This is a genomic window from Rhodococcus sp. ZPP, from assembly GCF_017656075.1.
GTDB lineage: Bacteria > Actinomycetota > Actinomycetes > Mycobacteriales > Mycobacteriaceae > Rhodococcus_F > Rhodococcus_F oxybenzonivorans.
This window is the reverse complement of record NZ_CP058638.1, coordinates 3292256-3306490: the sequence shown is the minus strand read 5'-3', so window position 1 is coordinate 3306490 and position 14235 is coordinate 3292256. Positions and strand designations below refer to the sequence as shown.

At 65.7% G+C, this 14235-nt stretch carries 15 protein-coding genes; 3 read left to right on the top strand and 12 right to left on the bottom strand.

Going from position 1 to position 14235, the window contains the following annotated elements:
• Window positions 1–55: 55 nt before the first annotated feature.
• Complete coding sequence (gene rraA / locus HYG77_RS15725) at window positions 56–526, bottom strand: ribonuclease E activity regulator RraA (RefSeq protein ID WP_109325459.1); 471 nt, start codon at window positions 524–526, stop codon at window positions 56–58.
• Between the two features lie 154 nt (window positions 527–680).
• Here rraA and HYG77_RS15720 point away from each other — a divergent pair, with 154 nt between their 5' ends.
• Window positions 681–1358, top strand: coding sequence for a TetR/AcrR family transcriptional regulator (locus HYG77_RS15720; protein ID WP_109325461.1), 678 nt, complete (start codon window positions 681–683; stop codon window positions 1356–1358).
• 34 nt (window positions 1359–1392) lie between these two features.
• On the opposite strand, the gene HYG77_RS15715 is transcribed toward HYG77_RS15720, so the two are convergent.
• The 5 genes from HYG77_RS15715 to HYG77_RS15695 form a co-directional block, all read right to left on the bottom strand.
• The gene (locus HYG77_RS15715; RefSeq protein WP_109325465.1) at window positions 1393–1794 is read right to left on the bottom strand and encodes a hypothetical protein; all 402 of its coding nucleotides are present in this window, start codon (window positions 1792–1794) and stop codon (window positions 1393–1395) included.
• A 304-nt stretch (window positions 1795–2098) separates the two neighbouring features.
• Window positions 2099–3880 (bottom strand): acetyl/propionyl/methylcrotonyl-CoA carboxylase subunit alpha, encoded by a 1782-nt coding sequence (locus HYG77_RS15710; RefSeq protein ID WP_208963210.1) that lies wholly within the window; start codon window positions 3878–3880, stop codon window positions 2099–2101.
• 27 nt (window positions 3881–3907) lie between these two features.
• Entirely contained in the window at window positions 3908–4180 is a 273-nt protein-coding gene (locus HYG77_RS15705) for an acyl-CoA carboxylase epsilon subunit (protein WP_236603331.1), read from the bottom strand.
• A 23-nt stretch (window positions 4181–4203) separates the two neighbouring features.
• The gene (locus HYG77_RS15700; RefSeq protein WP_159918494.1) at window positions 4204–5826 is read right to left on the bottom strand and encodes an acyl-CoA carboxylase subunit beta; all 1623 of its coding nucleotides are present in this window, start codon (window positions 5824–5826) and stop codon (window positions 4204–4206) included.
• Window positions 5827–5952: 126 nt separating this feature from the next.
• Complete coding sequence (locus HYG77_RS15695; protein WP_109325471.1) at window positions 5953–6339, bottom strand: DUF5313 family protein; 387 nt, start codon at window positions 6337–6339, stop codon at window positions 5953–5955.
• A 203-nt stretch (window positions 6340–6542) separates the two neighbouring features.
• Here HYG77_RS15695 and HYG77_RS15690 point away from each other — a divergent pair, with 203 nt between their 5' ends.
• A complete protein-coding gene (locus tag HYG77_RS15690) occupies window positions 6543–6803 on the top strand; it encodes a hypothetical protein (RefSeq protein WP_208963209.1) in 261 nt (86 codons plus the stop codon).
• A gap of 62 nt (window positions 6804–6865) precedes the next feature.
• Here the strand turns inward: HYG77_RS15690 and HYG77_RS15685 are convergent, their stop codons facing one another.
• From HYG77_RS15685 to HYG77_RS15675, 3 genes are all read right to left on the bottom strand, one after another.
• A complete protein-coding gene (locus HYG77_RS15685; RefSeq protein ID WP_208963208.1) occupies window positions 6866–7627 on the bottom strand; it encodes a MerR family transcriptional regulator in 762 nt (253 codons plus the stop codon).
• A gap of 38 nt (window positions 7628–7665) precedes the next feature.
• Entirely contained in the window at window positions 7666–9519 is a 1854-nt protein-coding gene (locus HYG77_RS15680) for a long-chain fatty acid--CoA ligase (protein WP_208963207.1), read from the bottom strand.
• A gap of 66 nt (window positions 9520–9585) precedes the next feature.
• The gene (locus HYG77_RS15675) at window positions 9586–10887 is read right to left on the bottom strand and encodes an MFS transporter (RefSeq protein WP_208963206.1); all 1302 of its coding nucleotides are present in this window, start codon (window positions 10885–10887) and stop codon (window positions 9586–9588) included.
• Window positions 10888–10958: 71 nt separating this feature from the next.
• Here HYG77_RS15675 and HYG77_RS15670 point away from each other — a divergent pair, with 71 nt between their 5' ends.
• The gene (locus HYG77_RS15670) at window positions 10959–11966 is read left to right on the top strand and encodes a helix-turn-helix domain-containing protein (protein ID WP_208963205.1); all 1008 of its coding nucleotides are present in this window, start codon (window positions 10959–10961) and stop codon (window positions 11964–11966) included.
• On the opposite strand, the gene HYG77_RS15665 is transcribed toward HYG77_RS15670, so the two are convergent.
• From HYG77_RS15665 to HYG77_RS15655, 3 genes are all read right to left on the bottom strand, one after another.
• Window positions 11933–12484, bottom strand: a complete 552-nt coding sequence (locus tag HYG77_RS15665) for a GNAT family N-acetyltransferase (protein WP_208963204.1) — start codon at window positions 12482–12484, stop codon at window positions 11933–11935. The genes HYG77_RS15670 and HYG77_RS15665 overlap by 34 nt on opposite strands.
• A gap of 314 nt (window positions 12485–12798) precedes the next feature.
• A complete protein-coding gene (locus HYG77_RS15660) occupies window positions 12799–13092 on the bottom strand; it encodes a nucleotidyl transferase AbiEii/AbiGii toxin family protein (RefSeq protein WP_208963203.1) in 294 nt (97 codons plus the stop codon).
• A gap of 363 nt (window positions 13093–13455) precedes the next feature.
• On the bottom strand, window positions 13456–13971 hold the full coding sequence (locus tag HYG77_RS15655; protein ID WP_208963202.1) for a helix-turn-helix transcriptional regulator: 516 nt from the start codon (window positions 13969–13971) through the stop codon (window positions 13456–13458).
• Window positions 13972–14235 lie beyond the last annotated feature (264 nt).

Here is a 14235-nt window from a genome sequence, read left to right as displayed (position 1 = left end):
TCCTCGGGGATGGGTCTCTACGTCAGGGCCGGTCACTCGCGCGACCAGCGGCCGGTCAGCGAACGACGACACCGTCCTGATCGCTGTACACCGTCTCGCCGGGGTTGAAGGTCACTCCGCCGATTTCGAGGGGAACGTTCTTCTCGCCGGATCCGGTCTGCGTGCTCTTGCGGGGATTAGTGCCCAGCGCCTTCACGCCGATGTCGAGCGTCTTCAGGATCGCCGAGTCGCGAACCGCACCGTTGACGATCACCCCGGCCCAGCCGTTGTCGACGCCGCGGCCGGCGATGATGTCTCCGACCAGTGCCGTATGGATGCTGGCGCCGCCGTCGACGACCAGCACTCCACCGTTGCCGGGCTCGCTGAGCGTCTGCTTGACCAGCAGGTTGTCCTGGAAGCACTTGATCGTGGTGATCGGTCCCGAGAACACGTCGCGCCCACCGAACTGGAGGAACTGCGTGTCGCAGCTCCGGATGTCGGGGCCGATCTCGTCTGCCAGGTCTGCGGTTGCCACGGGTTCAGTCATAGGCGTCAGGATAGTGGGACGACTCTGCGGCGAGCGCGTGCCGTGACCATTGCCGTGGCAGGCACCACCGGGCTCCCTCGCTGCAGCCCTTGGCGTAGTACCGCAACAGCTACACTTGACGCGTCCTGGCATAGCGAGCGGTAGATAGGTCATCATGGTCAGCTCATCCAAGGGTTCGACGCCCACCGTGGTCGGCAATGCAGCAGACTGGCGCCGCCTCGAACCCACGAAGTTGACGCCGATCCTCAGCGCCTCCCTCGACGCATTCTACGAACACGGCTTCCACGGCACCTCGGTACGCGACATCGCCCGCCGAGTCGGTGTCACGGTACCCGCTCTCTACTACCACCACGAAAACAAGGAAGCCGTTCTCCTCGCTCTCCTGGAGCTGTCCACCAGCGACGTTTTGGAACGGGCGCACGCGGCCAGTGCCGACGGCGGCGACGACCCCGTTCAGCGACTCGCGAATGTCATCGAGGCAATCGTGCTGCGGATGACCATGCGATCCCGTCTGGCGGCGCTCGAAAGCGAGGTGCGCTACCTGAGCCCGGAGAACCGGCAGCGGTACAGCACGGTCCGCAAGGGTGTCGAAGAACTGGTCCTCGAGATCGTCAAGGAAGGCAGGAAGCGGGAGCTCTTCGACGTCGCCGATGCCGCGGAGACCACGCGGGCGCTGCTCGGGATGTGCCAGTCGATCCCGCGTTGGTACCACGCCGAAGGCAAGCTGACCCCGGACGCCGTGGCCCGCAAGTATGTAGAGATCGCCATGAAGACCGTCGGATCCACGGTGGCCCCCGCCAAACCGAAGCGCAGGCGCACCGCCGAAGTGTGACGGGCGGTGCGCCTGGCTTCGGCGCGAATCCGGTCTACGAACCCAGACTCGGTCCCTCGACGACGTCGAATTCTGTTGTAGTGGTGGCCGGTTCGTCGCTGTTGGGTGGGTCGTAGGTGAACTCGGCGACGTATCGGCCGGCCTCATGGACGCGGGTTGCAACCGTGGCGCCACCGAGTGTGAGAGGAAGGGTCCGGGTCGTCACGTCACCGTCCGGTTCCGTGAGTTCGAGAAGGACCGGTGTGGTGCCGTCTTCGCCGGTCGGTGTCGGCATCACGAGTACGCCGAGCGTCACGAGGTTGTTGGCGTAAACGGTACCGATCGGGGGCAGAACGTTGATCTGGTATGCGGTGGCTGCGGTTGCTGTGGGAGCCAGCCCCACCGCGGCCGCACCGGCCAACGCGGCAATGGTCATGGTCGCTCGCGAGAAGTTCATGCACGATCCCTTCCTGTCAACGGCGTCTCAGACCGCAGTCACGTTACGGCAGGGAAGGGGTGAGTCGATGGATCTTCACCGCGTGTTCGAGAACAGTTCGACCGCAGGAGTTTCCGGACCACCGCACCCGAAAACTCTTGAACGTGAGGCGGTATCCGCGCTCCCCATACCCAGAGTGCGCTGCAGAGGGTGCGTTCGGGGAAGGTGTCCGCTTTCGCGACCTTGTACCGGGGTGGCGGCCGCTGTCCACGGCCGCCACCCGTGAGTACTTCTCAACAACGGGCGGTTGAGAAGTACTCACAAGCTATTTCAGCTCGGCGAGGACGGTGCCTTGGGTGATGGCGGCGCCGGGTTCGACGGTCAGTCCGGTGACGATGCCGGCCTTGTGGGCGTTGACCGGGTTTTCCATCTTCATGGCCTCGAGGACGGCGATGAGGTCGCCCTCGGCGACTTCCTGGCCTTCCTCGACGGCGACCTTGACGACGGTGCCCTGCATCGGGGCGGTGACGGCGTCACCGGACGCGGCACCCCCGCCGGCGCCGCCGCGGGTGCGGGCCTTCGGCTTCTTCCGGACGGCACCGTTACCGCCGGTGGTGGGGGCGCCGAGGCTGAACTGGCCGGGCAGGGACACCTCGACGCGGCGGCCGCCGACCTCGACGACCACGTTCTGCCGGGGCAGTGAGTCGTCCTCGTCGACCGGTTGGCCGCCGGTGAACGGTTCGATCTGGTTGTTCCACTCGGTTTCGATCCACTTGGTGTAGACGTCGAATGAGGTGCCGTCACCGATGAAGGCGGGATCGGAGACGATGGCCCGGTGGAACGGGATGACCGTGGCCAGCCCCTCGACCTGGAATTCGGCGAGGGCGCGGCGGGCGCGGGCGAGGGCCTCGTCGCGGGTGGCGCCGGTGACGATGAGTTTGGCGAGCATCGAGTCGAACTGGCCGCCGATCACCGATCCGGTTTCCACGCCGGAGTCCATCCGCACCCCGGGGCCGGTGGGCGGGACGAACTTGGTGACCGGGCCGGGGGCGGGCAGGAACCCGCGGCCGGCGTCCTCACCGTTGATCCGGAACTCGAAGGCGTGCCCGCGGGGGGTGGGGTCCTCGAGGATGTCGAGTTTCTCGCCGTTGGCGATCTTGAACTGTTGCAGCACCAGGTCGATGCCGGCGGTTTCCTCGGTGACGGGGTGTTCGACCTGCAGGCGGGTGTTGACCTCGAGGAAGGAGACGGTGTCGCCCTGGACCAGGTATTCGACGGTGCCGGCGCCGTAGTAGCCGGCCTCTTTGCAGATGGCCTTGGCGGAGGTGTGGATCCGGTTGCGTTGGTCGTCGGTGAGGAAGGGGGCGGGGGCCTCCTCGACGAGTTTCTGGAAGCGGCGTTGCAGGGAGCAGTCGCGGGTGCCGGCGACGATGACGTTGCCGTGCTGGTCGGCGATGACCTGGGCTTCGACGTGGCGGGCCTTGTCCAGATATTGTTCGACGAAGCATTCACCGCGGCCGAACGCGGCGACGGCCTCGCGGGTGGCGGAGTCGAACAGTTCGGGGATTTCCTCGATGGTGTGCGCGACCTTCATCCCGCGGCCGCCGCCGCCGAACGCGGCCTTGATCGCGACCGGAACCCCGTATTCCTTGGCGAACGCGACGACCTCGTCGGCGTTCTTGACCGGGTCCTTGGTGCCGGCGGCCATCGGGGCCTTCGCCTTTTCGGCGATGTGCCGGGCGGTGACCTTGTCGCCGAGGTCGCGGATCGATTGCGGGGAGGGGCCGATCCAGATCAGGCCGGCGTCGATCACGGCCTGGGCGAAGTCGGCGTTCTCGGAGAGGAAGCCGTAGCCGGGGTGGATGGCGTCGGCGCCGGACTTGGCGGCGGCGTCGAGGATTTTGTCGAACACCAGATACGATTCGGCGGAGGTCTGCCCACCCAACGCGAACGCTTCGTCGGCCAGGCGCACGAACTGGGCATCGGCGTCGGGTTCGGCGTAGACCGCGACACTGGCGTACCCGGCATCGGCGGCGGCCCGGATCACCCGCACTGCAATCTCACCGCGGTTCGCGACGAGCACCTTGGAAATACGTGCACTACTCATCGAAATGTCTTCCCTTTTCTGCAAGTGTCAGTAGCCTGCATTGACCAGTACCGCGGCGGCGGCCACCTGTCGGCGCAGGATGAGAGCTGGTGTGCCCCACGGGTCTTCGTCGGAAACGGGAGCGTCCGCCGTGGAGCCCGCCGAGGCGAGTGCCGCGAAGACCGCCAGCACCGCGGCGATGTCCGTATCGCTCGGGTTCCCCCGGAACGTCACGACCGGCGCCGCCGGTGCCTGTTCGGTCATCGCGACTCCCGACGCGATCTCGTCGAACACCTCGTCGACCACAAGCTCGGCCGTCATCGTGCCGAATGATTCGCCGCCGCTCATAGCGGGATGTTCCCATGCTTCTTGGGCGGGAGGGTGACCATTTTGCGTTCGAGGAGGCGCAGGGCGGCCACGATCTGTCCGCGGGTGTGGGAGGGCGGGATGACGGCGTCGACGTAGCCGCGTTCGGCGGCGACGTAGGGGTTGACGAGGGTGTCTTCGTATTCGCGTTGCAGTTGCAGGCGCAGTGCGTCGACGTCGTCGCCGTTCTTCGCGGCCTCGAGGAGGCGTTTGCGGTAGACGAAGCCGACGGCGCCGGAGGCGCCCATGACGGCGATCTGGGCGGTGGGCCAGGCGAGGTTGACGTCGGCGCCCATGTGTTTGGAGCCCATCACGTCGTAGGCGCCGCCGTAGGCCTTGCGGGTGATCACGGTGATCTTCCCGACGGTGGCCTCACCGTAGGCGTAGAGCAGTTTCGCGCCGCGGCGGATGATGCCGTTGAACTCCTGGTCGGTGCCGGGCAGAAAGCCCGGGACGTCGACGAGGGTGATGATCGGGACGTTGAACGCGTCGCAGGTGCGCACGAAGCGGGCGGCTTTTTCGGAGGCGTCGATGTCGAGGCAGCCGGCGAAGACGGTGGGCTGGTTCGCGACGATCCCGACGGAGCGGCCGTCGACGCGGCCGAAGCCGACGACGATGTTGCCGGCGCGTTCGGCCTGGACCTCGAGGAATTCGTCGTCGTCGAGGATCCGGCGGATCACCTCGTGCATGTCGTACGGTTGGTTCGCCGAGTCCGGGATCAGGGTGTCGAGTTCGAGGTCCTCGTCGGTGAGGAAGTCTTCGATGGCGCCGGGGATCGGGTCGGTGGGCTGGGTGCGGGGGGCGGCGGCCTGGTTGTTGCTGGGTAGGTAGGACAGCAGGTCCTTGACGTAGTCCAATGCGTCTTGTTCGCCGGAGGCGACGTAGTGGGCGACGCCGGATTTGACCATGTGGGTGTGCGCGCCGCCCAAATCTTCCATGGTGACGTCTTCGCCGGTGACGGTTTTGATCACGTCGGGGCCGGTGACGAACATCTGGGAGGTTTTATCGACCATCACGACGAAGTCGGTGAGGGCGGGGGAGTAGACGTGGCCGCCGGCGGCGGGGCCCATGATCAGCGAGATTTGGGGGATCACGCCGGAGGCCTGGACGTTGCGGTGGAAGATTTCGCCGTACAACCCGAGGGAGACGACGCCTTCCTGGATGCGGGCGCCGGCGCCTTCGTTGATGCCGATCAGGGGGCGGCCGGTCTTGAGGGCGAGGTCCATGACCTTGACGATTTTTTCGCCGTAGATTTCGCCGAGGGAGCCGCCGAAGACGGTGGCGTCCTGGGAGAAGACGCACACGTCGCGGCCGTCGATGGTGCCGTAGCCGGTGACGACGCCGTCGCCGACGGGGCGGTTGTCGGCGAGGCCGAAGTTCACGCTGCGGTGGCGGGCGAGGGCGTCGAGTTCGACGAAGCTGCCGTCGTCCAACAATGCGGTGATGCGTTCGCGGGCGGTGAGCTTGCCCTTCGCGTGGACCTTCTCGACCGCTGCTTCACCGCTGGGGTGCTGCGCCTCGGCCTGACGATTACGCAGGTCGGCGAGCTTTCCCGCGGTCGTGTGAATATCGGGCGTGACCGCCGAATCTGTGACTGTCATCTAGAACTGCTTCCCGTCGAGGCTGTCGGAACCTGCGGTCACCCTCAGGGGTGCGCGGCTCGTGGGGCTACCACTCGGACGTCGCCACTTTAACGCACTACTTATCGATCGCTCACGTGTGCTGCGTCACTCCACCCCACGGCCATGGCGCTTTTCATAGTCCTCTCGGGTGCGGTCGGCCCGGCGCTGAGCCTTCGCCGTGAGGAGGTCGGGGTCGAGTCCGTGACTGAGAAGACGGTGCCGACGGTAGATGTTCATCAACGCGACCGCGAAGTACAACAGCGGGAGCAAGAGCAGCGCCATCATGGCCAAGGGGACCCAGATCGGACCGGGTATGAGAAGGAACAGCAACAGTACTGCGACGACGGGAAGCATGAACCGAAGGACGTACCGCACGGAGGCACCGGGACCCACGAGGTCGTTGCGGACCCATTCCTGCATGGAGTCCGGAAGTGTGCGACCGAACAGATACCCGACGTACTGGCTGGGACTGGGACGCTGCGGATCGGCCATGGGTTTCAGAATAGTGCCGACATGCGGAAGCGAACTCGACGGCAGTGTGCCGTCGAGTTCGCTCCGTTCGGTCCGTCAGCTGCGCGAGTTACTTGGGCCCACCACCTCCGCCTGTCCCGCCGCCAGTCCCACCGCCGGTTCCCGTTCCGCCACCTGTTCCGCCCCCGGGACGACCGGGGCAGGGCTTCGGCATCGTGGGACCCGTGCCGGTGTTCGGTGCGGAGCTGGCGAGCGGCACGGCAGCCCTGACTACCTGCGGACAGTCCGGCTTCGGCTGCGGCTGTGGTTGCGGGGCAATCGGCAAGGTGTGGGCGGGGCTTGCCTGGGACACGGGGCCGGCCGCGAAGGCAGGTCCTGCCGCCGCAGCTGTGACAGCGAGTGCCGCCGCGGCGACGGCAACTGCGGTACGGATCTTCGAGTGGGGCATGCGATACCTCCGGGGTCGGGTTGTGGGGCCCATTTAGATTGGCCTCCAATCGCATTCGGAACTAGATGCCCTAGGGTGCGTGAAACGCACCCCATCCCGTCATTGCTGCTCGGCGTTCGCGACGATGATGTCGCGAACGAACTGCGCCAACCCGGGCGCGATGTCGTCGTAATGCTGGCGAAAACGATCGTCCGCGACGTACATCTCGGCGAGATTCACCTGCATCGGGTGGTCACAGTCGTAGAACTTCGCGATTCCGGCGCGGTGTTCCTCCGCCAGGGCGTTCGCACGATCCGAGCCGGGTTCGACGCCCTCCGCCATCGCTTCGGCGAGCTTCGCCTCGAGAGCGTCGCCCTCGGCCTTGATGCGCTGCCAGTCCTTCTTGTCGTACTTGGCCGTGCGCTGCTGTGATTGCTTCCATGCGTCGTTGTCGCCCCATCGTTCCTCGGCCTCTGCGGCATATTCTTCGCCCGGCCAGTCGGCACCGAAAATTTCGTTCTGCTCTTCCGGGGTGAGCTGAATGCCCATACTTTTCGCCTCCATCATCTTCTCCACGGCGGCAGCCATCTCGTGTAAGCGATCGATCCGTTCGCTCAGCAGTTCGTGCTGTCGCCGCAGATGCGCGAGGGCATCCACGTCCGGGTCGTCGAGAAGGGCTGCGATCTCCTCGAGAGGGAACCCCAGCGCCCGGTACGTCAGGACGCGGTGAAGACGTTCGACGTCTGCATCCGAGTAGCTGCGGTACCCGCTGGGTGTGCGGTCCGACGGCGTCACCAGGCCGATCTCGTCGTAGTGATGCAGCGTGCGCACACTCACTCCGACCAGCTTGGCGACGACGCCTACCGTGTGTTTCTCGCTCACGTCTCTACCGTGGGGCCTGACGTCGCGTGAGGGTCAAGTCAGCTGTAGAGATCCTGGAGTTCGTCGGAGAAGTTGTTCATCACAACCTTGCGCTTGAGTTTCATGCTCGGCGTGATTTCGCCGTTCTCGACGGTCAGTTCGCGATCGAGAATCCGGAACTTCTTGATCTGCTCCCACCGGTTGAGTCCGCCGTTGAGCTCTTCGACATAGCCGCCGATCAGGTTGCGTGTCTCCTGGGCCTGCGCGATCTCGGAGAACGACTTGTCGCCCATACCGTGATGTTTCGCCCACTCGCCGATGGCCTCGGCGTCGAGGGAGATGAGCGCGACACAGTACGACTTGCCCTCGCCGTCGACGATCAGCTCGCCGACGTAGGGGCAGATCCCCTTGAAGGTGGAGGCCACCGCGGAGGGTGCCACGTACTTGCCGTTGGACGTCTTGAACATGTCCTTCTTGCGGTCGGTGATCCGCAGGTAGCCGTCTTCGTCGATCTCACCGATGTCACCGGTGCGGAACCAGCCGTCCTCGGTCAACGCCTCCGCAGTCGCCTCCGGGTTCTCGTGATAGCCGCTCATCACGCCGGGGCCCTTGATCAGAATTTCACCGTCTTCGCCGATCTTCGTCTCGGTTCCGGGGATAGCCCAGCCGACAGTTCCGAAGCGGTAGGCCGACGGCCGGTTGACGAAGGATGCCGCGCTGGTCTCGCTCAGTCCGTAACCTTCGAGAACCTTGATACCGACGGCGTCGAACCATTGGGCGACATCACGATTGAGCGCAGCGGATCCGGAGATGAAGAATTTCAGGCGTCCACCGAACCGCTCGCGAATCGTGCTGTACACCAACCGGTCTGCGAGTGCATGCTGCACCGACTCGAGAAGGGATGGGCTCTTTCCTGCCTGTTTGGCCCTGGACACCGCGAGTCCGACCCCGATTGCCCAGTCGAAGATCTTCGCTTTCACACCGCCCTCTTCATGGACGGTGGAGACGATCCGGGCATAGGCCTTTTCGAAGATCCGGGGGGCAGCGCCCATGAAGGTCGGGCGCACGACCGCAAGATTCTCGACGATTTTGTCGACCCGTCCGTCGACCGCGGTGGCGAAGCCGATCTGCAGTGGCAGGACGAGCAGCACCTTCCCGAAGACGTGCGAGAGGGGTAGCCACAGATACTGCAGGTCGTCGGGATCGAGCAGACCGGTGGAGTCGATCGCGGCCGCCACATAGGTCCACGCCGAATGCGGAAGACGCACGCCTTTCGGCTTTCCGGTGGTCCCGGACGTGTAGATGAGGGTGGCCAGATCGTGCGGCTTGATCGCGTCGATCCGCTCGTTCACCGCATCCGGCTTCTCGGCCAGCAATTCGGCGCCGAGGTCATGTAACTGCTCGAACGTGATCACCCAGTCGTCGCCTTCGCCGGGTGTGCCGTCGATCAAAACGACCTTCTCGACATCCGTGAGCTCAGTGCGATTGTCCCGCAGCTTCGCCAGCTGCGAATCGTCCTCGGCGATGACGACACGGCTCCCCGAGTTGGCGACGATGTAGGCCACATCGGGAGCGGTCGTCGTGGGATACACCGTGGTGGTGGCGGCGCCGGCGCACATCACCGCGAGGTCGGCCAGCACCCATTCGTAGCGGGTGGCGGAAGCCAGCGCCACGCGCTGCTCGGCCTGCACCCCGAGCGAGATCAGGCCGGCGGCGAGGTTGCGCACACGATCACCGGCCTCGGACCAGGTGACGCTCACCCACTCGTCGCCGTTCCCGGGTCGGATGTAGCGGAACGCCTCGTGACTCGGCGATGTGGCTACCCGATTGATGAACATTGCGGCCACCGACGGGGCCCGATTCTCGATCTTGGACCGGTCGACGACCTCGTCCGATGCGCGTTGAGCTGCCATACATCGATCTTAGGAAGCGAGGCGGCGTCGAGGAGGCGGATTCGCCCAGGCCGCGCAACCGTGACCTCAGGCGATCGCGCGCGGCGCCTTCGCGACGATGGCCAACGACATGACAGCGGCGATCGCACACAGACCCCCGGCCACGTAGAACGCAGCGTCGTACCGACCGAACTCGTCGCGCACCAAACCTGCCAGAAACGCGACGATGCCGGCCCCGATTTGGTGCGAGGCCAGCACCCAGCCGAACACGATCGGCGCATCGGCGCCGAAGTGTTTGCGGCAGAGAGCAACTGTCGGGGGCACCGTGGCCACCCAGTCAAGGCCGTAGAAGATGACGAACGCGATCATCGGCGGGTGAACGGTGCTCGCGAAGAGAATCGGCAACAGCATCAACGAGATGCCGCGCAACAGGTAATAGATGCCGAGCAGCTTGCGCGAATCGAACCGGTCGGTGAACCACCCCGACGCGATGGTCCCGACGACGTCGAAGATTCCGATAACGGCGAGCAGGCTCGCCGCCGCGGTGGTCGGCATGCCGTGATCGTGGGCGGCGGGCACGAAATGGGTGCCTACCAGACCGTTGGTGCTTGCACCACAGATCGCGAAGGTGCCCGCCAACAGCCAGAAGACCCGAGTGCGGGCCGCGGAGAGCAACACGGTGACGGCCCGGCCCGCAGCGCCACCGCGTCCGGTCGGTGCGGGTGGTTCCGCGAGGTAGTCGGGCCCGGCGCCGTACGGCACCGTACCGACATCCGATGGCCGGTTGCGGAGAAACACCAGCACCAGCGGAACGACGGCGAGGGCCGCGAATGACACCGTCAGCGCCACCGTCTGCCAGTTGTATCGCTCGGCGAGCACGGCGAGGATCGGCAGGAACACCAGCTGTCCCGCCGCGCTGCCGGCGGTGAGAATGCCCGTGACCAGACCGCGCCGCGCCACGAACCAGCGATCGACCACGGTGGCGACGAACGCGAGCGCCATCGAACCGGTGCCTAAACCGACGAGCACACCCCACAGCAGCACCAGCTGCCAGGTGGCGGTCATGAAAATGGTCAGCCCACTCCCGGTAGACACGAGGACCAGCGCCGCCGCCACCACCCGGGGCATGCCGAACCGCTCCATCAGCGCTGCGGCAAACGGCGACGTCAACCCGTACAGCACCAGATTGATCGACACCGCCGAAGAGATGCTTGCCCGCGACCAGCCGAAATCCTCGTGCAACGGGTCGATGAGGATCGACGGCGCAGCACGGAAACTTGCCGCCCCCACCAGAGCGAGGAAAGCGACCATCGCCACCAGCCAGGCGTAGTGCAGGCGGGGCGGGGCTATTCGGGCCGGAGGTGCCGGTGGCGCGATGTCGGACGTCACGACGGTAAGTCTGCGGGACGGCGTCCCGCCGGAAAAGTTGCCGGAATGCCAACATGTGAAAGAATCTGGCCATGGTCGAACGTCATCGGGTGGTAGTGCTCGCCTTGGACGGTGTGATCCCATTCGAACTCGGCATCCCCTCGCGCGTCTTCGGCCGGGCGCACGACGCGGATGGCAATTCGCTGTACGAGGTACAGACGTGCACGGCCGACGGCCGACCGGTGCGGTCGGACGCCGACTTCTCGATATCCGTCGATCACGGGCCAGAGCTGCTGGCCGAGGCCGACACGGTCGTGATCCCCGCGTCGTACGAACTCGGCCCCGCCTACGACGATGGCCATCTGCCGCCGAATATCGAGGCGGCACTCGCGTACGTCCGGCCCGGCACGCGGTACGTCTCCATCTGCACCGGCTCCTACATCCTCGCCGCGGCGGGTCTCCTCGACGGTCTGCGCGCCACCACCCACTGGCGCAACACCGAGCACTTCCAACGGACGTACCCGCAGGTCCGGGTCGATCCCGACGTCCTGTTCGTCGACGAGGGACAGATCCTCACGTCGGCGGGCGTCGCCGCCGGACTCGACCTCTGCCTCCACATCGTGCGCCGCGACCACGGCTCCGACCTGGCCAACCAGGTGGCGCGCCGATGCGTCGTCCCGCCGTGGCGCGACGGCGGGCAGGCGCAGTACATCGAGAGGCCGATTCCGGCAGCCGGGGCGGAGTTGACCGCGGCCACCCGGAACTGGGCTTTGGAGCGGCTCGGGGAATCGTTGACGCTGACCCGGATGGCTGCACACTCGAACATGAGCGTTCGCACCTTCACCCGGCGGTTCGGCGAAGAGGTCGGCACCACCCCCAACCGCTGGCTGATCACCCGCCGGGTCGACCGCGCCCGGCAACTCCTCGAGACCACCGACCTGTCCGTCGACGTCATCGCCCGTGAGGTCGGTTTCGGGACGACGGCGTCCTTGCGCCAGCACATGGGCGCCGTCCTCGGCGTCCCACCGTCGGCCTACCGCAAGACATTCCGCGGTTGCCGCAGCCCTCATACCGAGCGCAAATCGAGCCTACTGATGTAGTGGGCCCCGTCGTCGATGGGGTTGTCGGGCGGGAGATAGCCCGCACCGACCCGGCGGAAACCGGCCTTCTCCAGTGCCCGCCAGGACGCACGGTTCGGTACGACGACGGGAACGATGATGGCTGTCGCGTCGGGTGAGTCCGCGCGGCACTTGTCCACGAAAGCCCTGATCATGGCAGTGCCTACGCCCCGGCCGATGTGTTCCGGGTCGCCGATGAAGTAGTCGATCGACAAGCTCCCGTCCGGTACCTCGACGAGTGCGGTGAGCAGTGCGACGTCTTCCGGGTAGTCGGCGAGTCGATACCGCTGGATGAACCCGAGAGGGCGGCCACCGCGCACAACCAGGAAGTCCTCACACGGTTCGGTGCCGTCGATACTTCCCCCGAAGTCCCGCTCGATATCGGCGTCCGATGTCTCGTGGTTCCAGAACCGCGCGACGTGGGATTCGCGGAGCCATTTCTGCAGCTGGGGGAAATGGTCCCGGGTCGTACGGAGAAACTCGAAGTCGGAGTCGGCCACGCAGGCGACGCTACTTGGTCGGGGACCGCGTGGGCGGCCCGTTCTCGCGCACCGAACGGGCGGCCTCGAGTACGGGCGCGGACGAGTTCGCTGCGGCTGCGCCGGGTTTCGGCGAGGAACATGGCCACGGGTGACCGGGTCGGCCGGTGCCGGCTGGATGTCGGCGGCGGCACTGGTCGGTGAATAACGCTCATACGTGCCGGTATGCCCGGTCCAAGCGGCGCTGGGCGCCATCTGATGCCCCAGCCTTGCGCGCACATCCGCGTACAGTGAACGCCCCTCGCAGATTCGAGGGGCGTTCTCGGGTTTCGTGGTCAGTGTCGGAGTTGTTGTGCCCAGGCGGCGAAGAAGGCACGAAGTTGGGGTATCTCGGCGGCGGCGGTAGGGATCGCGTGGTCGGGGAATCGCTGGAGGCTGTCGAACATCGTGGCGAGTATCTGTGGGTCGAACCCGGCGTCGATCTCGGCTGCCCGCGTCAGCAGTGTTTGTTTGTCGTAGATGGCCGAGAGTGCGTAGATGTCGGAGAAGTCGCGGGCTTCGGCGCGGTCGAAGAGGGCGATGAGTTTGCGGCCGGCGAGTTCTTCGGGCGCGTAGGTCGGTCCCGCCACACTCGCGGTTCCGGTAGTCCCGGGGCGGAGTCCAGCGCCAGGTCGACCACGAGTTGTTCGGGTCCGTGGATGAGTAAGCGACAGAACGTGGTCCCGTCATGGATGCGATCGATTCGCCAGCCGCGGGTGTCGGCGGCCTGCTCGAACTCGTCACGAGCCCTGGTGACGTCGCCGCGGTCGGGGCCGGTGAAGAAATCGAGGTCTTGTGTCGGGCGGGTGCTCAGTTGCTGGGCGATCAGTGCTGCGCCGCCGGCCAGGAGGAAGCCCTTGCTGGCCGGCAGGGTGAAGAAGAGCTGGGCAACCTCGATCTGGAACTCGGTCAGCACGACGATGTCCGGTGGTGCCGGGATAGCTCCGCTGTGCTCATCGGGTGGGGAGAATCTGTTCGATCACCGGTGTCCAGGCGATGCGCAGGTCACGAGGCACGACGAGCTCGGACCAGAGGTCGATCAGTAGTGCTCCGTCGATGTAGGTCAGCACGTGGTCGGGGGTGCCTTCGCGCAGGACGATCTCGTACACCCGCGATCGCTCGGACCGGTCGGACAGCCGAAACGAGCGCCCGGGATCGGACCAGTTCAAGGCCAGGGGCAACTCGACTGTCGCCATCGCTCGCTCAATAGGCAAGCGTGGAAGACGATCCGGGACGAGGTAGTTCCGGCCGCGCGCCCCGGGGACCGGATGGAAGGTGATGTGCGGGGTGGCGTCGAGGTCGTAGCCGGCTTCGTTGAGGAGTCGTGACGCCGTGTCCAGGGACGGCGACTTGCGCCCGTTTTCGTAGGCCGAAAGGGTCGGTCGTGAGGTGTGGGCGCGGCGGGCGAGTTCGTCCTGGCTCAGGCCGGCGGCCCTGCGAACGCGTTCGAGAAGTGCTGCTCCTTTCATGCTGCGTTTCCGTCCTTCCAGCCGCAACTATCGCCATATGTATCCGATTGGATACGCTACGCGTGTGGGGATTGCACGGCAACCAGCTCATCGAGCGCGTGGAGGATGTCCCGACTTCAGTTCAATATGAGCATTGATCACGACTTTTTTTGACTTGGACATGTATCGAACGCGGCTCTAGCGTGGCTTTATGACTCAGGTCACGCCGGTGAACCAGCGTGCACCGGGTAGCCCAGTCGTTACACCAGAATCCGAGAGGAGTCA